This is a genomic window from Mucilaginibacter ginkgonis, assembly GCF_009754905.2.
GTDB lineage: Bacteria > Bacteroidota > Bacteroidia > Sphingobacteriales > Sphingobacteriaceae > Mucilaginibacter > Mucilaginibacter ginkgonis.
The window spans coordinates 2553475-2572852 of record NZ_CP066775.1 but is presented as its reverse complement, the minus strand read 5'-3'; the positions used below and the strand labels follow the sequence as shown (position 1 = coordinate 2572852).

The 19378-nt window shown below is 42.1% G+C and carries 17 protein-coding genes and 1 tRNA gene; 8 read left to right on the top strand and 10 right to left on the bottom strand.

The genetic code is table 11. From position 1 onward, the window contains the following. Positions 1 to 71: 71 nt before the first annotated feature. From GO620_RS12005 to GO620_RS11985, 5 genes are read right to left on the bottom strand one after another with little or no spacing between them, the layout of a single operon-like run. A complete protein-coding gene (locus tag GO620_RS12005) occupies positions 72 to 1088 on the bottom strand; it encodes a YncE family protein (RefSeq protein ID WP_157525600.1) in 1017 nt (338 codons plus the stop codon). A gap of 48 nt (positions 1089 to 1136) precedes the next feature. Next, positions 1137 to 4187 (bottom strand): efflux RND transporter permease subunit, encoded by a 3051-nt coding sequence (locus GO620_RS12000; protein ID WP_157525599.1) that lies wholly within the window; start codon positions 4185 to 4187, stop codon positions 1137 to 1139. Next, positions 4184 to 5125 carry an efflux RND transporter periplasmic adaptor subunit gene (locus tag GO620_RS11995; protein WP_157525598.1) on the bottom strand — a complete coding sequence of 314 codons (942 nt, stop codon included), beginning with the start codon at positions 5123 to 5125 and terminating at the stop codon, positions 4184 to 4186. Before GO620_RS11995 ends, GO620_RS12000 begins: the two co-directional genes overlap by 4 nt. Further along, positions 5125 to 6357: a TolC family protein gene (locus GO620_RS11990; protein ID WP_157525597.1), complete on the bottom strand. Its 1233-nt coding sequence runs from the start codon at positions 6355 to 6357 to the stop codon at positions 5125 to 5127. Before GO620_RS11990 ends, GO620_RS11995 begins: the two co-directional genes overlap by 1 nt. 51 nt (positions 6358 to 6408) lie before the next feature. Next, a complete protein-coding gene (locus GO620_RS11985; RefSeq protein ID WP_157525596.1) occupies positions 6409 to 7662 on the bottom strand; it encodes a sensor histidine kinase in 1254 nt (417 codons plus the stop codon). 349 nt (positions 7663 to 8011) lie between these two features. On the opposite strand from GO620_RS11985, the gene GO620_RS11980 reads away from it, so the two are divergent. Next, on the top strand, positions 8012 to 8446 hold the full coding sequence (locus GO620_RS11980; protein ID WP_157525595.1) for a hypothetical protein: 435 nt from the start codon (positions 8012 to 8014) through the stop codon (positions 8444 to 8446). A gap of 111 nt (positions 8447 to 8557) precedes the next feature. Here the strand turns inward: GO620_RS11980 and GO620_RS11975 are convergent. The 3 genes from GO620_RS11975 to GO620_RS11965 form a co-directional block, all read right to left on the bottom strand. Beyond that, positions 8558 to 8632 (bottom strand) — tRNA-Val (locus tag GO620_RS11975). Between the two features lie 111 nt (positions 8633 to 8743). Beyond that, on the bottom strand, positions 8744 to 9262 hold the full coding sequence (locus GO620_RS11970) for a DUF4402 domain-containing protein (RefSeq protein ID WP_157525594.1): 519 nt from the start codon (positions 9260 to 9262) through the stop codon (positions 8744 to 8746). A 207-nt stretch (positions 9263 to 9469) separates the two neighbouring features. After that, positions 9470 to 9925, bottom strand: a complete 456-nt coding sequence (locus GO620_RS11965) for a ferritin-like domain-containing protein (protein ID WP_157525593.1) — start codon at positions 9923 to 9925, stop codon at positions 9470 to 9472. Positions 9926 to 10183: 258 nt separating this feature from the next. On the opposite strand from GO620_RS11965, the gene GO620_RS11960 reads away from it, so the two are divergent. Next, the gene (locus tag GO620_RS11960) at positions 10184 to 11383 is read left to right on the top strand and encodes an ATP-grasp domain-containing protein (RefSeq protein ID WP_157525592.1); all 1200 of its coding nucleotides are present in this window, start codon (positions 10184 to 10186) and stop codon (positions 11381 to 11383) included. Positions 11384 to 11560: 177 nt separating this feature from the next. After that, entirely contained in the window at positions 11561 to 13375 is a 1815-nt protein-coding gene (typA, locus tag GO620_RS11955; RefSeq protein WP_157525591.1) for a translational GTPase TypA, read from the top strand. 66 nt (positions 13376 to 13441) lie between these two features. On the opposite strand, the gene GO620_RS11950 is transcribed toward typA, so the two are convergent. Next, positions 13442 to 14086, bottom strand: a complete 645-nt coding sequence (locus GO620_RS11950; protein ID WP_157525590.1) for an FkbM family methyltransferase — start codon at positions 14084 to 14086, stop codon at positions 13442 to 13444. A 116-nt stretch (positions 14087 to 14202) separates the two neighbouring features. On the opposite strand from GO620_RS11950, the gene GO620_RS11945 reads away from it, so the two are divergent. The 5 genes from GO620_RS11945 to GO620_RS11925 all read left to right on the top strand — a co-directional run bounded on the left by GO620_RS11945 (position 14203) and on the right by GO620_RS11925 (position 18576). Further along, entirely contained in the window at positions 14203 to 15519 is a 1317-nt protein-coding gene (locus GO620_RS11945; protein ID WP_157525589.1) for a flippase, read from the top strand. After that, positions 15516 to 16163 carry a class I SAM-dependent methyltransferase gene (locus tag GO620_RS11940; RefSeq protein ID WP_157525588.1) on the top strand — a complete coding sequence of 216 codons (648 nt, stop codon included), beginning with the start codon at positions 15516 to 15518 and terminating at the stop codon, positions 16161 to 16163. Before GO620_RS11945 ends, GO620_RS11940 begins: the two co-directional genes overlap by 4 nt. Positions 16164 to 16172: 9 nt before the next feature. Further along, positions 16173 to 17069: a glycosyltransferase gene (locus tag GO620_RS11935; protein ID WP_157525587.1), complete on the top strand. Its 897-nt coding sequence runs from the start codon at positions 16173 to 16175 to the stop codon at positions 17067 to 17069. A 127-nt stretch (positions 17070 to 17196) separates the two neighbouring features. After that, the gene (locus GO620_RS11930; protein WP_157525586.1) at positions 17197 to 17943 is read left to right on the top strand and encodes a glucose 1-dehydrogenase; all 747 of its coding nucleotides are present in this window, start codon (positions 17197 to 17199) and stop codon (positions 17941 to 17943) included. Positions 17944 to 18006: 63 nt separating this feature from the next. Then, the gene (locus GO620_RS11925; RefSeq protein ID WP_157525585.1) at positions 18007 to 18576 is read left to right on the top strand and encodes a TetR/AcrR family transcriptional regulator; all 570 of its coding nucleotides are present in this window, start codon (positions 18007 to 18009) and stop codon (positions 18574 to 18576) included. On the opposite strand, the gene GO620_RS11920 is transcribed toward GO620_RS11925, so the two are convergent. After that, positions 18569 to 19321 (bottom strand): methyltransferase domain-containing protein, encoded by a 753-nt coding sequence (locus GO620_RS11920; protein WP_157525584.1) that lies wholly within the window; start codon positions 19319 to 19321, stop codon positions 18569 to 18571. The genes GO620_RS11925 and GO620_RS11920 overlap by 8 nt on opposite strands. Between the last annotated feature and the right edge of the window lie 57 nt (positions 19322 to 19378).

Here is a 19378-nt window from a genome sequence, read left to right as displayed (position 1 = left end):
ATTATTGTGATGTTATAATTAACAAAAGGGCAGCCGAATTAATCAACTGCCCTTTTTTAAAAATTATAGTCTTATTGCGATATTTCTATAATGTGAAAAGAACCGGGCACTTGTTTTGGCTGTGATTTTTTTCCGTCAGCGGATGATTGTACAGGTTCTGTCTTCGCGGCTGGAAGGTATATCTTATGGGTAATTTCATCTAAGCCAATAGTGCGGGCGCTTACCTCTGTAGGTAAGTTCGTGTATTGAACAAACTTATTTGCTGACATCTCTTTGATTATAGATAAGCTACCGTCGCCGTTTGACGTATAAACCAATTTTAAAGCCGGATCAAAAGCGACACCATCCGTATCGCCGATTTTAAACCTCGCTACATTTTTTCCGTTGGCTGCATCCATTACAATCAGCGTTTGGTTACCGCCACACCCTACAAACAAGCGGTTTGTAGCACGATCAATAGCCAGGCCGGATGGTTCATCCCCATCGATCAGTTTGTAACGGGCAATTACCTTGTAAGTGTTGGCATCTATTGCGATCACCTCATTTGTTGTCTCGGAATTGACAAAGACTTTTCCTTTTCCGTCAGACACACCTGTTTCCGGCTTTCCACCCAATGGAATGGTCGCGACAACCTGATCTGTAGCAGGGTCTATCACCGAAGCATCCTGACTGCGTCCATTGAAAACAAACACTTTTTTAGAAAAGTCGTCGTAAAATATAGCGTCGGGATTAGTACCAACCTTGATCTGAGCGATTGGCTTGTAGGTTGTTAGATCAAACACTGTACAAGCATTATCCCGGCCGTTACTGGTGTAACCTTTATTAAGCGGTTTCACTAATGCAATCCCATGCACGCCGTTTGTTCCGGTAATAACGCCAAGCGAATCGCCGGCAGTGCTTAAAATGTTTACCTGCGTACCATGGCTTACAAACATGCGTTTGTTAGGCCCGTCTACTGTGATGTAATCCCATCCACCGGAACTTTTAATTGGGAAATTATTGCTGATATGCAGGGCCGATTTTTGTTGAGCAAAAGCCGAAGAGACCATTAATAAGGCTCCTGCTAATAGGGGCATTTTAGTTATCATGATTGATTTTTTCAGCTATTTAAAAAGGGATTCTGAATAAATATTGGATTAGAGCATGTGTTCATCTAGTGTTTTCTTTCCAAAAATAACACGAAGCGTGCTCGGTAAGACAATCAACAATAAGGGCAAAGCCACTATAAACCCGCCAATAACGGCAATGGCAAGGGGCTGGTGCAACTGCGCTCCCGCTCCGATGCCTAGTGCAAGCGGCATTAAGGCTATTATAGCACCTAAAGCGGTCATTAGCTTAGGACGCAGGCGTGTGGAAATGGAAAATATGATGGCCTCATCTATAGTGCTGGCGCGGGCACTTTCTTTAAACTGCCAGAAAGTAAAGATCGCGTTCTCGCCAATGATGCCTACTATCATGATCAAGCCTGTATAGCTTCCAACGTTAAGTGGCGTATGTGTTATATATAAGGCAAGAAAACTGCCGGCTATTCCCAAAACTGCAACACCCAAGATGACCAAGCCTACTCTGATGTCGCGGAACAAAAACAGTATTACACAAAAAACCAACAAGCTGGCGGTGACCAAAATGATCAGCAATTCTTTAAACGACTGCTGCTGCTCTGCATAGGCGCCGCCATAACTTATGTGATAGCCGGTTGGTAAATTTATCTTTTGTTCTATTTGTTTCTTTATTACCGGCACAACACTCCCTAAACTGCCGTTGTCTAATCTGGCGGTTATTACGCCCATAGATTGGAGGTTTTCGCGTTGTATTTCTGCGTCGCCAGGATGTATGTTTACGGTAGCAACCTCAGCCAACGGTAGCAATTTGCCGTTGCTCAAAAAGATGTTTTGCTTTTGCAAACCGGAAACATCAAGTGAACGGTTTCCCGGGTACACCATTCGGATAGGCGACAATTGCTCCTTTTCTATAAGATTACCTGCGATATTTCCTTCAAGCGAATTTTGCACCTGCGTTTGCAGCATATTTGGTGTCAGGTTATACTGCGCCAGTTTGCCGTAATTTGGCTGGATCTCGAGCGATGGGCCTGCTATAACAATTCCGTCGAAAACATCGGCAGTCCCTTTTACACCCTCAACTACATGCGCGACCTTTTTAGATAAACTTTGTAAAACACGCTGGTCATTTCCAAACACCTTTATCTCGATGGGTTGGGTCGACGTCATCAGATCGCCCAGCATATCACCGATAACCTGTCCGAAATCTATGCGCAAAGCAGGCTGGGTCGACTCTATAGCGCCCCGCAGGCCGCTGATCACATCTTCTGTTGTTTTATCCCTTTTCTTTTTTAATTGTATCAGGTAGTCGCCCGTATTCGGTTCTGTAATAAAGAAACCCATCTGCGTCCCCGTTCGGCGTGAATAGGCAGAAACATCCGGATTTTTAATAATGATCTTTTCCACTTCGCGCAGCATGCGGTCTGTTTCTTCGAGCGATGTCCCCGGCGGCGAGGTATAATCAAGCACAATACTACCTTCATCCATATCGGGCAAGAACCCGCTTTCTAGCCTGCCCGGAATGAAGATAATCACTGCAATTAATATTAGCGTGAATAACAGACTGATTACCGGCTTATGAATAAAGAACGATACCCAGCGTTGCTTTTTAACGTGATGTTCTTCCGTCGCTTTTTGATTTCGTTTTTTTTTGCGCGTTAGCAACAGGTAAACAACAGGTAAACCAATCCAGGTAATTACAAAAGAGCAAATCAAAGTAATGATCATGGTATTAGTCATGATCTTGAAGTATGCTCCGGCAACACCCGTCATTAGTACAAATGGAATGAAAATAACAATAGTGCTAAGCGATGAGGCTATCATGGCAGGCAGCAGGTAACCTATCGCTTCATGAATAAGCGCGGTGATAGGCTCATCGGGGTGTTCCTCATGTGTTCTATGGATCTGTTCTACAACAACTATAGCGTCATCGATGATCAAACCTATGGCCGCCGCAATGGCGCCCAGCGTCATGATATTAAAAGTGGAATCCTTTACATATAAAATCAGCAGCGTGCAAGCTAACGTTACAGGGATAGTGATCAGTATAGTAGCACTTGCTTTTAGCGAACGCAAAAAGATCATAGCCACTACAATGGCTAGCACTAATCCTATCCAGAGGCTATCTGTAACACTGCGTATGGCATCTTTAACAAAATCGGCCTGCACATAGTAAGGTTTTATTGTTACACCGGGCGGAAGTATCTTCTGCAACGCAGTAATCTTTCTACTCATCGCGTCAGAAAGTTCTACCAAGTTTGCATTCGGCTGCTTTATAACTGCGATAAGAACACCCTCGTGCCCGTTAGCGTTTATCTTGGTATATTCTATTCCGGGGTTGATCTGCACATTGGCAATATCTTTGAGCTGAATCACCCGTTTCCTATCGTTGCTGATCACAATTTCGCCTAACTTATCACGGGTAAGCACGGTGGCATCCATTACGGTTAGGTAAAGCATTTTATATGCCGACAAATAACCTTCAGACTTTATAAAGTTTGTTTGTGTAAGCGTATTGGTGATCATATCGGGCGTGATGCCCAGGCTGCTCATCTTTTGAACATCAAGCACTAACCAATACTCTTTGGTTTTACCCCCAATTACCCTTATCTCTGATACACCTGTAACCTGCGACAGAAAGGGTTTAGCCGTGTAAGTAGCAATTTGCTTAAGCTCTATCGGCGATTTATTGTGGCTCTCTAGTGTATATCCGCTTACCGGTAGAATGGACGGGTTCATTTTCTGAACGGTAACATTTACTTCCGGCGGCAGATTGTTCTTTATCTGATTAATGCTCGACTCGATACGCTGCTGGCTGATGTCGATATCCGCATCCCAGTTCATAAATGCCGATATTTCACAACTGCCCCGGCTTGTAGTACTGCGGACGTATTGTAAATCCGGCACTTGTTTAACAGCGTTTTCAAGCGGCTTGGTTACCGTTACCATCATTTTATCAACCGGCTGCAAACCGGCATCCGCAATGATCTTGATCTTTGGAAACGTGATCTCCGGAAACAAAGAAGTTTGTAAACGTGTGTATGCGAATCCGCCGCCCATCAACAAGATGAGTAGCATTAAGCTTACCGGGGTTTTGTACTTAACAAAAAAATCGCTGGTAAACTTCATTGTTTGGCGATCCTTATTTTAGCAGTGTCTGCCAAGCCATAATTTCCCGAAAGTAAAATCCTGTCTGAGGATTTGAATACAGGAGAAGTAATCTCTATATACGACCCTGTTTCTATCCCTTTTTTAACAGGTATCTTTACAGCCGTGCTGTCATTCGTTACCTTCATTACCCAAAATTCTGTAAGGGTTTCGTTTGCAAGCACAGCTGCTTTTGGCAGCATTGCCGCCTGCGCGTTAGCAGCTTTAATCAATTTCGCTTTTGCCACCAGGTTCTCAGGCAATGGCTTGGCGCTGTTAACTTTTACAACAAGGCCTTGCGTTTGCGCCAGCGTATCAACATTAGGCATTACCGATGTGATGTGACCGTTGAGTTTTGTACCATCGGGCAGTGTGAGGACTAAATTTTGGTTGCTTGCTATTAGCTTGTTAAGCTCATAAGGTACTTGCAGCAAGAATGCGAAACTGTTATGATCACTAATAACAGCCAGTTGGTCGGCGTCCTGAACATAGTCGCCCAACTGATGATCCAGTTGTGTGATATAGCCACTACTTGAAGCTCTGATACGATTCAACCCGGAAAATTTGAATGTGGTGTCTAATACGTTTATCGCGTTGCCAATACTTTGGGCTTCCTTGGTTTTTAACAGGAATAATAACTGTCCCTTTTGTACATATTGACCGGGAACTACCATCACCTTTTGCAGATAACCGATGGCATTGGCCTTTACATAATTCTTTTGCAAGAAAACAGACTTCGCACTTAAAGATAAAGTATCGGCGATTTCACCGGTTTTTATTTGTGTAACTGTGACCGGTGTTACAGCAGACGCGGCGCTTTCATCAGATCCGCTGTCAGCGTTTCCACCGGTACCACACGACAACAATGTTGTTGCGCAAAGGCAAAATATGGTAAAAGCTGGTAATTTGTACCGGGTCATTATCTGTTATAATAATTGAGTTGATTTATTAATTGCAGTTGATTAATGGTATTGGTAGTTAATAAATTCCTGATAGAGAAGTAATTATTTACAGCCAGTATCAGGTCTGCTATTTTGAGGTCGCCCGTTTGGAGCAATTTTGTATCTACTTTAATAAGCGATTCTGAATATTTAAATTGGGTTTGAATATCTGTTAATAGAGTATCATAACCCGCGATTTGCTCTCTTAGCTGGTAAATTTGTTGCGTATATTGTTTATCGAAGAATGATTTATACTGCTGGCGGGTTTGCTCCTCTAGCTGAACCCTCTTATGTGCAAGTTTACGCTGGCCGCCATCGTAAATCGGTACTGATAATCCAAAGCCCGCGCTTGCGCCAAAATGCTGATAGTATTCTGCGCTTAAGTCAGAATTGTAACCGCCATCAACATAGGCATGCAGTTTTGGTTTATAAGCATAGTCTATCAATTGATTTTGATTTCGTATGCGTAAACTATCCAACTGAAACTGTTTAAAGAAAATACTCTGCGTGCGGTCCGTAAGGTAGGCCGGTTTTAGATCAGGTTTGCTTAAAGAGTCGAGTGTGGTGTCCCTTATACCCGCAAGATATTTTAGCGTTGAATAGTCTGCCTTATACTGCAATACCGATTGTGAAAGGCTTAGCTGCGCTTGCTTAAGCGTTACCAAAAACGCCAGGTAGTCGCTTTGCTTATAGACGTTTGAGCGGGTAAGCTTCAACAACGCTGCCTCTTCTTGTGTAAGCAGATCAACTATTTTTTTATTAAATCGCCTTTGCTCCTGACTGCCATAAGCGCTTATGTATTGCGCGATGACCGTTTTCCGCAAATCCTGTTCAGACAGGCGAATTGTATTACGTAAAGAATCTTTCTGGTTGAGAATGCTTTGCAACTGAGCATTCAAATAAGTTCTGCCTATAAACTGCTTATCAACAGTTATCAAACCCGTAAGCTGCTGCCCATTAGTAATTGCGGTAGAGTAACCATACCCATGGATAACGGGGGCATATAAACCAATTGCATTTCCAGACACCTGTGGCTTAAAGCCTGCTTTAATGCGCAGACTGTCTAACTGCGCTGCAAGTATTTGGTTGTTAAGATCTTTTATTAGCGGGCTGCTGGTTAGGGCAGCGTCTACAAAACCATCAAGCGTACGCGTTTGACCGTGACAGAACGTTGCAAAAGACACTAAGAGAATACAAAGTCTGAATCGCATGACGTAGCTAAAATACTTTTTGATTCTGAAAAAAAACTGGGTACATCTCTGTTAAAATACTATAGAAAAGCAATGCAGGTTTTCCTCGAAGCTGTACGCCAGATCAAAGCCATGACCGTCACAAATTTCTTTTATCAGCGTCAAACCTAAACCGGTACCTTCAGACTCCGGCGACTTGTAGAAACGCTGAAAAATTTGATCGCTATCCAGTGGTTCCAGGCTGCCGGTATTACAAACCTTAAGGCTATTACTAGTAAGAGTAACAGCCACCATCCCGCCCTCGCGGTTGTGCCTTATCGCATTTAATATAAGATTACTGAGGAGGATAGACAACAAATCCCTACTCGCCGAAATTGTCACAATACTTGTTTGCGCCGTAATGAAAATGTTTTTTGGAGCAGCGAGCTCTTTAAAATCTTCAACCTTTTGCAATAGTTCGGCCTGAAGGTCAACAATTTCATATTCAGGAATCAATTTGTTTTCTATGCGGGCCAGTATTAACATTGATTTGTTCAACTGTTTTAGTTTCCCAACGGTAGCGTAAACATCACTTAATATCTGCCCCTGATAGTCGCTAATAGCATGATCTTGTACAAGTGTATCTAGCTTAGTGTTGATCACAGCAAGAGGTGTCATCAGTTCATGCGAAGCGTTTTCAACAAAGTTCTTTAATAACTGATAGTCCTGCTGCACACGTTCAGACATCGCGGTAACCTCGGTATTAAGATCATAAAACTCCTCTATTTCCGTATCGGGCTTAGTGATCTTGCTGCGGTCGGCAAGGTTAAACCCCTTAATTTCCTGAAGCATTTGATAAAAAGGCCGCCACAAATTGCGCATCAATTTTCGGTTGATAAGCAAGAGCGCCGTTAATAAGGCGAAAGCGATTATGATCGTAATGGCAAATATCACCCTTATTAAGTCTTCTGTTTCTACTTTAGATTCTGTGATGACGATACGATAACGTTGTGTCCTGACTAATACAGAGCTTATTAAACTGCGGCCTGATTCAATATCATGCTCACGTTTATTATTGTATTGCACATTTTTAAAAACCCGTTGAACCGTATCTTGACCTATGGGAAAAAATTGAATGTTCAGGTCTTCTGACTTAAATACCTGCGGGAGTTTGTAATTTAATTTAACGTAATCAAATATCTCGTTTTCTTCAACAACAAGATCTTTATCAACCTGCCCTGTCAGAATATAGCTTATAGTGAAATAGTAAATGATCCCGGTTATAATGGTTACGGTGACAGTAACCAGCAAACTAACACGGTTGTATTTGTCAAGCAGTTTGATCATTCTGTAAACCGGTAACTCATTTCGTATGCAGACCTAAGATAATCTTTACCGGTGGCATCTGTAATTTTTTACTCAGGTTTTTAATCTGCGAATTGATAAAATAAAAGTTGTTAGAATTTCCATCTCATCGCCCCAAAGATGTTTTCCCATAGCGTTTTTTGTACCCACTTTCCTAAGTCCGCTTATCTTTTACAACAAGCACGCATATAATTTTCGAAGTACGATGATGAAACTGAATAAATTTTGAATAGGCAGGACTGGTACTTAAGTTGTATACAATTCAATAAAAGATCAGATTCCCGACAAGATAAAATCAAGATTTGCTCTTAAGATTGCATAAAAAACATTTATGAAATCATCAAAAATTGTTACGCTGGCAGGATGCCTGGCATTAGCAACAGCATCACTTGCTCAAAAAGTTAAAGAAAAGGATGTTCCGTCAGCCGTGGAAATTGCGCTGAAGAGCAAATATCCCGGTGCGGCCAAAGTAACCTGGGAAAAAGAAAAGGGCAATTTTGACGCAAATTGGGGCGGAAGATCAGGCGAAGACATGTCCGTTATGTTTACCCCCACGGGTGCATTTATAGAACAAGTTGAAGCACTACAACCCAATGCTTTGCCTGCGCCAGCTTTAATCTACATAAAAAAGGCAATGGGTAATGTGAAGATCAAGGAAACGGGTAGGGTTACTGATGCGGTGGGAAAGATTACCTATGAAGCCGAAATTAAGCACAAAGAGTTAATTTTCGATGCTGAAGGCAAGTTGGTAAAAATAGAAAAGTAAGCTATTTATCAGTGGCTAAGCCGGCTTAGAAAACGACGGCTTTCTTTTCTGCCTCGTATAATACCACAAGGTGTGCAAACAAAAAAAGGCCACCTGTTGAGGTGGCCTTTGTGGGAGCTACTGGGTTCGAACCAGTGACCCTCTGCTTGTAAGGCAGATGCTCTGAACCAGCTGAGCTAAGCTCCCTTGTTTTGGGACTGCAAATATAGAGTTTGGACGGGTGTTTGCAAAATAAAAATTTAAAATAGCTGTAAGTTCTTGATAATACAGCATTTAAACTGGCAGATACAGAAAACTCTAGTTGTAATTTACAGTAACCGTAAACGGCGAAGCGCCGGTAGTGTATGTACCTGCTGCCTGGCTTGCACCAACATTTAGGGTTGCACCAACGCTAAGAGTTTGCGTTCCGCCTGCGCTAAGTGTGCCCGTAGTGCCCGGATTGCTAGTAAATGTAGAAATAGTCATAGTGTTAGCACCGCTGGACAATGTCACCGTTCCTGACGGTAAAGTGATTGCATACGTATAAGCCGCAACCCCCGAAACGGTAAAAGCTGCCGCAGCTACTGTGCCGGTTGTAGCGGGCAGGGTTACGCCACCTGTTTTAGTACGCGAGCCGGCAGGAGTTAAAACAACCGTACCTGCCGTTCCCGAAGTTGATAAATTGCCAAATGCCATATCCGCAGTTTTGGCGATAGATATTGGCGTAACTATGTTTGCGGTGGATGTTGCAGTAGCGCTTGCTTGCGCCTTTGCACTTCTAGAGCCTGCGATTACAAAGCCCGTAACTATAAAGAAGAGTAAATATACCTTCTTCATAGGCGTTTAATAATTAGGGCGTTTATAGTTAACACTGTGATTATAAGTGGATAAGATTCCATTACAAACTTAAGACAATAAAATTTATCTTAAAAATAATTTTGTAACTTGTATGTTACTTGGAAACCTTGCGACAGCTAATACCGTATGGGCAAAAAAAAAGCCGGACGTTAACTAACGTCCGGCTTTTTTAATATTAAAACTTGCTTAGTTTGAACTATCGCGCAATGCTTTGATGCGATCATGTGCTAAAGCTTGTGTGCTTGCCTGCTCTGCAACAGTTGAATAAAACTCGCCTGATAACTGACCGTCTGAAAGGGCATCTTTGTATGCTTTTTTAATAGCGTCTTCGCCCCGTTCGCATTCTTCTAAAACGCTTTTACGGTCGTGGCCGCTAAATGTAGCCTTTACATCGATCCATGCGCGGTGCAAAGTTCCTGACAAGCTTGAGCCCGTTTCTACATTTTGGTTTGTACGCGCTACCAGCTCAGTTAACTCCTGGCTGTTTTTGCGGCTTTCTTCGCTGTATTGTTGAAATAATGATTTCAAATCGCTGTCGCTGTCAGTTAGATCGGCTAGCGCTTTTTCAAAACCTGCTATACGGTCGTTGTTAATTTCTATCAGATCGTTTAAAACTTCTGCTGATTTTTCGATGGTTTCCATAGTAAGATTTATTTGTTTGCTAACGGATTTGCAATTAGCATGCCATGGATGACTTTCTTTAACCTAAAATTTTTATTTATAGTTAAAGTGTAATGGCGGCTTGTTTTATATCGATAAATAATTTCTTGTGAGGCATTATTGTCGGGGCGGTAAAACTCAATGTTTGCCTAAGAACACACTGTCTGTTTTCAAAGAATAAGACTAAAACAATATTCTCCTTTAAGCTTTGTATTTTGCAGTTTAGCTCAAATACAAATTATGGAACCTTCGGCACGCAAAAAATTCAACGACGATTTTACCGAGCAAAAATTTGCCGATCTGCTTGATCGCCTAAACAAGGGCTTACCAAACCCGGTTGCTTTTCGTGTGGCTGAAACGCCAATTTTTATTCCTGATGATTTTTTGCAAAAGCTCGTTGCAGCGGGCGACGATATTCTGAAAACTATTTTACGAGCGGATTTTAAGCAATTGACTGAAACCGCGATCCCTGAAAAATGGAAACTTCCAAATGAAAATGACCATCCGCATTTTATAGCACTTGATTTTGGCGTTTGTAAGGATGACAATGGGGACATTTCTCCTAAATTGATAGAGTTGCAAGGTTTTCCATCATTGTATGCTTTCCAGGTGTACCTCTCTGAAAACTATAAATCAGCCTATAACATTGATGCTGATTGGGAGCCGTTCCTTAGCGGACTGGATAAAGAGTCATATATCGACCTGTTCCGACGCACTATCTTAGGTGACCATCAACCTCACGAAGTGGTATTGATGGATGTAAATGCGCACGAGCAGAAAACAGCAGTCGACTTTTTGCTCACCGAAAAGTATCTGGGCATCAAAACGGTGGCATTAGAAGAGTTAGAGCAAAGGGGAGACAAGCTTTTCTACTATGCGGATGATGAACTTGTACAGATCAAACGCATTTACAACCGATTGATATTTGACGAGATAGAAAACGACCCGGATATTTTTAACCGCGTGGTAGACATTAGGCAGCCTTTGGACGTAGAATGGGTTACACACCCTAACTGGTTCTATCGCATAAGCAAATACACTATGCCATTTTTAGAAGGCGCTTATATTCCGAAAAGCGTCTTCGCCAATGATCTAAAGGACATTCCTTCCGATTTGGAGAATTACGTGCTAAAGCCGTTATTCTCTTTTGCCGGACAGGGCGTGATCATTGATGTGAAGCCCCAAGATATCTCCAACTTAAAGAATCCGGAGAACTGGATCCTACAGGAAAAAGTAAACTACGAACCTGTTGTACAAACTCCCGAAGGCGGCGTAAAGGCAGAAATACGCTTGTTATACCTTTGGCCGGATGGCGACGACAGACCAACGCTTGCCATCAACCTTGCCCGTCTTAGTCGCGGTAAAATGATAGGCGTGCGTTATAACAAAGATTTTAACTGGGTTGGAGGAACTGCGGGGTTGGTGACAAGTAGATCTTAAACTCGAAGTTGAGATGCGCAGGTGAGTAAGAATGTTAGGCTTCTACTTAAATCATATTTAACCCCTGCTTAACTTATTCATCATATAATCAATTTCCTTACATATCAATTACCTGTGTTTGCTTTATTATGCCATATTTTAAGCTTACCTTTGCGCAAAATTTAAGAGGCGCATTTCATGCAAAACAAAATTCGCAATATTGCTATCATAGCACACGTTGACCACGGTAAAACTACACTGGTTGATAAAATTCTTCACAGCTGCTCAATTTTTCGTGACAACCAGGAAACAGGCGAGTTAATTCTCGACAACAATGACCTGGAACGCGAGCGCGGTATCACCATCGTTTCTAAGAACGTTTCTGTAATGTACAAAGACGTTAAGATCAACATTATAGATACACCCGGACACGCCGATTTTGGCGGCGAGGTTGAACGTGTATTGAAAATGGCCGACGGTGTATTGTTGCTTTGCGACGCTTTTGAAGGCGCTATGCCACAAACACGCTTTGTTACACAAAAGGCTTTGGCATTAGGCCTAAAACCAATTGTTGTTGTAAATAAGGTTGATAAAGAAAACTGCCGCCCTGAAGAAGTTTATGAACAGATCTTTGAATTGTTCTTTAACCTTGAAGCTACTGAAGAGCAGCTTGACTTCCCGGTCATTTACGGTTCTTCTAAACAAGGCTGGATGAGCACTGACTACAAACAGCCAACAGACAATATATTCCCGTTGATGGATGCCATCCTGGAGAATATTCCTGCAGCGCCTATTAAAGAAGGCAGCCTGCAAATGCAAATCACTTCGTTAGATTATTCATCTTTTGTAGGCCGTATTGCTATCGGCCGTGTGGCACGTGGTACCATCAAAGAAAACATGCCGGTATCTTTGGTGAAACGCGATGGTACCATTCAAAAATCAAGAATTAAAGAATTATACACGTTCGAAGGCTTGGGTAAGGTTAAAGCTACCGAAGTTCAGTCGGGCGATATTTGTGCTGTTGTTGGTATCGATGGTTTTGACATTGGTGATACCATTGCCGATTTTGAAAAACCCGAGCAATTGGAGGTAATCCACATTGATGAGCCTACCATGAACATGATGTTCACCATCAACACTTCGCCGTTTTTTGGTAAGGAAGGCAAGTTTGTAACATCACGCCACTTGCGCGACCGTTTATATAAAGAGATGGAGAAAAATCTGGCGCTCAAGATAGTTGAGACAGAGTCGCCGGATTCTTACCTTGTTTATGGCCGTGGTATCCTTCACTTGTCAGTTTTGATAGAAACCATGCGCCGCGAAGGTTATGAGTTACAGGTAGGCCAGCCGCAGGTTATCATCAAAGAAATTGACGGCCAAAAATGCGAGCCTGTTGAGACTTTAATAGTTGACGTACCGGGTGATGTTGCAGGTAAAGTTATTGAGCTGGTAACCCAGCGCAAAGGTGACTTACTGGTAATGGAGCCAAAAGGCGATCTGCAACACTTAGAATTTGAGATACCTGCACGTGGTATCATTGGTTTACGTAACAACGTTTTGACCGCTACTGGTGGCGAGGCAATCATGGCACATCGCTTTAAAGCTTATGAGCCTTGGAAAGGTCAGATTCCGGGACGCTTAAGCGGCGTATTGGTTTCTATGGAAACCGGTAAAACCACAGCTTTTGCTATTGATAAACTGCAAGACCGCGGCCGTTTCTTTATAGATCCTGGAGTGGATGTTTATGAAGGCCAGATCATGGGTGAGCACATCCGCGATAATGACCTGGTAGTAAACCTGGTTAAAGGTAAACAGTTGACAAACATGCGTGCTTCTGGTAGCGATACCAACGTTCGTATTGCTCCGGCTATCAAATTCTCTTTAGAGGAGTCTATGGAATACATCCAAGCCGACGAGTACATCGAGGTTACACCGCAGAGCATACGTATGCGTAAAATCTATCTTACAGAAAACGAGCGTAAGGTTAATGCTAAGAAATTTGTTAATCAATAATGCATAGCATCAAAAACAACAAAGGCCTCTTATTAGAGGCCTTTGTTGTTTAGCATAATATAGTAATTATCTTTCTTTAAAAATAAGCGTGCGCGGGGTTTTATAGATCTGTTCGTAGCCATGCTCATGCAAAAAGCTGTACACCTCAGATACGTCTACTGTTCCCGCACTGTCAACATCCTCAATCAACAGATATTTAGGGCGATATTTATCCCAGTCGTTAGATTGTAGCAAAGCGATATCTAAGCCTGCAGTGTCGATACTTATAAAATCTATGTTCTTTCCTGCGGGTAAATGCTGATCAAGAATATCTCTTAGCGGGTATATATCTACATTTGCCGAACCTGTTACACCTTCTGTACGTTTATCGGCAATTGTTTTATCAAACGTATTGAGCGAAGAATCTTCAAAACAATAGAGTGTTCTTGTCTCGCGAAACTCGCCAATGCCCACGTTTAAATTTATATCATTTGACCGTGCGTCTTCAAACAGCTTTAAAGCTTGAGGAGTAGGCTCTATGTTGATACCTGTCCAGCCGTTTTCGTAGAAAAATGCAGTATTTGAATTTCTAAACGGATGGTGGGCCCCAATATCTACAAAAAAACCTTTGCGATTTCCGTTAAGATCTTGCGCTATTACAGCCCGCAATAACATGTCTTCGCCATTTTGCGAGTACGAATGCAAGGCTTTAAAATTTGTATCGTCAATCATATGAATAAGTAGCCGGGCAAAATAAGGAATTAATAACAGACTTGGTAAGTGTTGGAAACGCTGTAGCGGGTAAATCAGTATCGATTGACGCTAATTAATTACCTTTACCCGCAAATATGCGTATTCCCGGCATTAAAGGATTTGATCAGCAAGCTTTCGAGAAGTATTTCAAAAATACAGGCTGGTTGTTTATTGGCAGGGTAGGCAGTTTGGTGATAAAAATGGCAGTTAGCATTGTTGTTGCTAACTATCTGGGTCGTGGTAACAATGGTATACTCACCGGTGGCATCACCTACATTTACTTCTTTTCGGCAATCGCCACACTGGGGCTCGACCAATTTATTGTTAAGGAACTACATGTCTTTCCCGAGAACCGCGACCAAATTTTAGGTACCTCCTTTTGGATGAAAGTAATAGCAGGTTTCCTTTGCGTGCCGCTGATCTACATTGGCTACCTCATCTATCCGGCAAAGGCTACACCATATAGTTACGTTTTTATCCTCTCGTTCACAGGGGTGGTGCAGGCGTTCAACGTAATAGATTCTTATTTTCAATCGCAGGTAAGGTCTAAGTACATTATGCAGGTACAGGTTATTGGTAACCTGGTATCCGCGGCTATAAAGGTAGGGCTGGTATATATGCACATGTCGCTTGTATGGTTTGTGTATGCATATTTCTTTGACATTCTGCTATTATCATTAGGCTATTTTTTTACTTATCAGGATAAGCAACGGAGCGTATTTACATGGCAATTTCAGGGTAGTCTCGCCTCTAAGTTATTAAGTTATTCATGGCCGTTGATCATTGCAGGGATCATGGTGTCGCTGTACATGAAAATAGACCAGATCATGTTGCAAAACCTGGTTAACGTAAAAGAGGCCGGCGCCTATAACACGGTTGCTCAACTAAGCGAGGCTTGGAATTTTATACCTTCAGTTATTGTAACCTCGCTGTTTCCTGCTATTCTAAATGCCCGCCGCGATGATATTAACCGTTATAAGAAACGTATTCAGAACTTATATGACCTGATGGTTTATTTAAGTTTACCTGCTGCGTTGGTCATTACATTTGCTTCGCCGCTGATATACAAGCTGTACAAACCAGAATACGCTTACGCCGCGCCGGTGCTGTCGGTACACATATGGTCGGGGGTGTTCGTATTTTTAGGAGTTGCCAGCTCCCAATACTTGATCGCCGAAAACCTGAATAAATTGACGTTTATCCGTACAGGTTTCGGCGCTGTGGTAAACATTGTGTTAAACCTTATGTTGATACCCAAAATGGGGATGATGGGTGCAGCTATCGCAACTTTGGTTGCCTATGCTAGTGCCACTTTTTTTGTCCTGTTTATTCCCGCAACTTATAAGCAAGGTTTAATGATGTTTAGATCATTATTTTTAATTTCACTTTTTCAAAAGATATTTAATCGTTGAGCGCGTTTTCATCACTTCTGCAAGTACTAGGCCAGCCAAAAAGGCTTAAATCATTACTGTCTTTTAATGGTAAAGGTTATCTACACGAAATCGGTTGGTTTAAATCGTTTGATGCGCAAAAACCGGTTGATGCTAATGGCAACCCAATCCCGTGGGTGACTTATAGTTTTATAGACTTTATAAAAGAGCGCATTAATAAGCAACACACCGTTTTTGAATTTGGTTCCGGCAACTCTACGTTTTTCTACGCCAAACACGCGGGAATAGTTGTAGCTGTGGAGCATGACAAAGGCTGGTACGAGACTGTTTCTAGAGATCGTCCCGAAAATTCTGAGATCATATTTTGTGAACTAAAGCGCGATGGCGATTACTGCCGCATGCCGGTAAAACTCGGCGAAAAATTCGACGTGATCATTATTGATGGCCGTGACCGGGTAAACTGTTGCTTAAATTGTTTAGATGCCCTGACTCCTGATGGTGTTGTTGTGCTTGATGATACTGAACGTGAGTCTTATAAGCCCGGAGTAGATTTTCTTAAAGCCAACGGATTTAAACAATTGCTTTTTAGCGGCATCTCACCCGGCTTATTTTATGAAAAATCTACTTCGGTATTTTATAAATCCGACAATTGTTTAGGTATTTAAACACGCCATTTGCCAAGCCTTGCACCCATAGCGCTATTCGTATATAACCGCCCGGACCATACCCGGCGCACTATTAGCCACTTGCAGCAAAATCATCTGGCTACCGAGTCTGATCTGGTAATTTATGCGGACGCTGCCAGATTCAAATCTGAGCAAAAGAATGTTTCTGAGGTTCGCGATATTATCAGTAACGTGTCCGGGTTTAAGAGTGTGCATATAGTTACCCGCGAAAAGAATATGGGCCTTGCGGCGTCAATTATTGATGGTGTTACAAAGTTGGTTAACCAGTATGGCAAGGTAATAGTGTTCGAAGATGATCTTCTCTCAGCCCCTTATACGCTAAAGTATTTCAATGACGCGTTAACGCGTTTTGCCGACGAAGAGCAGGTAATGCATATTGGAGGCTACATGTACCCATTGGATACCAATGGTTTGCCGCAGACTTTTTTCTACCGTGCAGCGACGAGTTGGGGCTGGGCAACGTGGGCAAGGGCATGGAAAAACTTTGAACCTGATATTGACAAGCTGATCAGTGAGTTTGATAAGCAAAAGATCAATAGTTTCAGCATAGACGGCACTATGAATTTCTGGAAACAAATGAAGGAGTTTAAAGCCGGTAAAAATAACTCATGGGCCATACGCTGGTACGCATCTATATTTCTTAAAGGCGGATTAACGTTAAATCCTTCGCATTCATTGATACAGAATATTGGGCATGATGGTACAGGCGTCCACTCGAACGCGGAGGCTATGTATAATGTAGAAGTTTCTGGTCAACCCGTCACTCACTTTCCTTCCGCAATCAAAGAAGATCTTGTTGCGTATACTTTAATAAAGCATTTCCTAACACATAGAAAAGGTAGTTTGTTGAAGCGCGCATTGCGATTCTTCCGACAGAAGTTCTAACAATAAAAGTTCTTTGCAACTTTTATTGTCATCTTAAAAACACATGTAAACTTATTAGGAACATTTATTCCAATATGTGTTTACTTTTGCGGAACGATTGTTCCAAATAACATTAAATCACAAAAAAATGAAAAGATTAGAAAACAAAGTGGCGGTGGTAACAGGCGCTTCAAAAGGCATAGGTGCAGATATTGCTAAAAAGTTAAGCAGTGAAGGCGCCTCTGTAGTTGTTAATTATTCGAGCGACAAAAGCGGGGCTGATAAAGTGGTGGTAGAGATTACCAACGCAGGTGGCAAGGCTATTGCGGTACAGGCGAATGTTTCTGTCGAAACAGATATTAAACGCTTATTTGCCGAGACTAATAGCACATACGGTAACGTTGATATTCTTGTAAACAACGCAGGCGTTTACAATTTTGTACCGCTCGGCCAAATCACGGCAGATGAATTCCATCGTCAGTTTAACACAAATGTTTTAGGCTTGTTACTTGTTACCCAAGAGGCAGCAAAGAATTTTAACGACGGCGGCAGTATTATCAATATCGGATCGGCTGTTACCAAATTAAATATCGCCGGTAGTTCTATCTACACCGCTACCAAAAGTTCGGTTGAATCTATCACCAACGTACTATCTAAAGAACTTGGTCCAAGAAAAATAAGGGTAAATACCCTGGCGCCGGGAATGGTTGAAACGGAAGGTTCTATTTCTGCCGGACTTATTGGCAGCGACTTTCAAACTCATGTAGAAAACACAGCGCCTTTGGGCCGCATCGGTCAGCCGGAAGATATCTCTAACGTTGCCGCGTTTTTAGCATCAGACGAATCCGGCTGGTTAACCGGCGAGGTGTTATTTGCTGCAGGCGGCGCTAAATAATCAGGCACTGCCTTAAACATATTTTAAATAGCTTTGCTCTTACAAGAGCAAGGCTTTTTGTATATGGCGCGAAGTAAAGATTTTGACGAACAAGAGGTTTTAGCCAAGGCCGTGGAAATATTCTGGCGAAAGGGTTACAAAGCTACATCTATGCAGGATCTCGTAGACGGCTTAGGTATAAGCCGCTCAAGCTTATACGATACCTACACGGATAAGCATACTTTGTACGTTAAGGCGCTTGATATGTATCAGAAAGATGCTTCAAAGAATGTATGCAGCATTGTAAACAATTCCGGGTCTGCAAAAGCGGCTATCCGCAGATTGTTAGAATACACCACCACTGACACCGAACAGAAAGGGTGTTTCCTGGTAAACTCTGAAGTGGAGGTTGCCCCTCATGACAAGCAAATAGGCACCATGATTTGCAGCAGTGACCAAGAAATTGAGGATGCCTTTTACACCGCCATAAAACGCGGTCAGGAAAGCGGTGAGATAAGTAATAAACAAGATGCGCGTGCATTGGCACGGTTTACCTATAATACTGTAAAAGGCATCCGCGTTAGCGCCAAATCCAGTACAAATAAAGCTTTGTTCAAAGACATTATCGATATGGCTATCGAGGCTCTTAATTAGGCTTTGTTGCCGTAACTACTATATAAGGTGACAAGTTTTTACTTTCTACGGGTACGATCTTAGTCGCAACCTTTCCTGCCAACCATAGTAGTTTAAATAAAACTTTTATGCTGCGTGGTTGGCTAGCTTTATTTTCTAGCCAGACAGAAAATTTGCCGTAATAGCAGGCTTTAACATTTTGTAAACCTAACTGCCGGCAGTAATCTGCCAGCTTTTGCGGGTCCATGCTGCTGATGTTATGCTTACTGTAATTATCTGCATCATATTTGCGCTGCAACCAGCCATTAACCCCTGTAAAATTTGGTAGCGTAATAAGTAATGTTCCGCCGGGGTCAAGAAATGGCAGGTGACGAGCTATAATGTCTTTCGTATTATTAAAATGCTCAATTAAACCGGCAGATAAAACAAGATCATACCGCTTTTCTGGCTGAATCTTAAACAGATCGCCTTCAATTACGCCAATGTCTGTTCTACGTAAACCATTAGCATCTAATACCTCATCTAATACACCGGTGTGTATATAATAATCAAACAGGGTGGCGTCGACGCCAAAATATTTTTTGAGAAAAATGGCATAATAACCTGGAAAGCCACCTAATTCTATGGCAGACTTAACTTTATTGCCGGTTGTAATTTTTTCAATGATCTTGTGAAAAGTATAGTTAGCCGGAACTTTAAAGGCCAGGCCGGTTTTGTTTTCCCAATAATTTTTCCAGAAATCGCGGTTGGTAAGTTCGTTGCTCATTGGCGATACATGTGGCTTTTCAAATGCTGAAAGCCGGCTGTAAATTTAAATATTAAG

What these genes read in the sequence shown, in the direction of transcription:
- GO620_RS12005 (WP_157525600.1), bottom strand. Translation starts at nt 1,088, where the DNA reads ATGATAACTAAAATGCCCCTATTAGCAGGAGCCTTATTAATGGTCTCT.
- GO620_RS12000 (WP_157525599.1), bottom strand. Translation starts at nt 4,187, where the DNA reads ATGAAGTTTACCAGCGATTTTTTTGTTAAGTACAAAACCCCGGTAAGC.
- GO620_RS11995 (WP_157525598.1), bottom strand. Translation starts at nt 5,125, where the DNA reads ATGACCCGGTACAAATTACCAGCTTTTACCATATTTTGCCTTTGCGCA.
- GO620_RS11990 (WP_157525597.1), bottom strand. Translation starts at nt 6,357, where the DNA reads ATGCGATTCAGACTTTGTATTCTCTTAGTGTCTTTTGCAACGTTCTGT.
- GO620_RS11985 (WP_157525596.1), bottom strand. Translation starts at nt 7,662, where the DNA reads ATGATCAAACTGCTTGACAAATACAACCGTGTTAGTTTGCTGGTTACT.
- GO620_RS11980 (WP_157525595.1), top strand. Translation starts at nt 8,012, where the DNA reads ATGAAATCATCAAAAATTGTTACGCTGGCAGGATGCCTGGCATTAGCA.
- GO620_RS11970 (WP_157525594.1), bottom strand. Translation starts at nt 9,262, where the DNA reads ATGAAGAAGGTATATTTACTCTTCTTTATAGTTACGGGCTTTGTAATC.
- GO620_RS11965 (WP_157525593.1), bottom strand. Translation starts at nt 9,925, where the DNA reads ATGGAAACCATCGAAAAATCAGCAGAAGTTTTAAACGATCTGATAGAA.
- GO620_RS11960 (WP_157525592.1), top strand. Translation starts at nt 10,184, where the DNA reads ATGGAACCTTCGGCACGCAAAAAATTCAACGACGATTTTACCGAGCAA.
- typA (WP_157525591.1), top strand. Translation starts at nt 11,561, where the DNA reads ATGCAAAACAAAATTCGCAATATTGCTATCATAGCACACGTTGACCAC.
- GO620_RS11950 (WP_157525590.1), bottom strand. Translation starts at nt 14,086, where the DNA reads ATGATTGACGATACAAATTTTAAAGCCTTGCATTCGTACTCGCAAAAT.
- GO620_RS11945 (WP_157525589.1), top strand. Translation starts at nt 14,203, where the DNA reads ATGCGTATTCCCGGCATTAAAGGATTTGATCAGCAAGCTTTCGAGAAG.
- GO620_RS11930 (WP_157525586.1), top strand. Translation starts at nt 17,197, where the DNA reads ATGAAAAGATTAGAAAACAAAGTGGCGGTGGTAACAGGCGCTTCAAAA.
- GO620_RS11925 (WP_157525585.1), top strand. Translation starts at nt 18,007, where the DNA reads ATGGCGCGAAGTAAAGATTTTGACGAACAAGAGGTTTTAGCCAAGGCC.
- GO620_RS11920 (WP_157525584.1), bottom strand. Translation starts at nt 19,321, where the DNA reads ATGAGCAACGAACTTACCAACCGCGATTTCTGGAAAAATTATTGGGAA.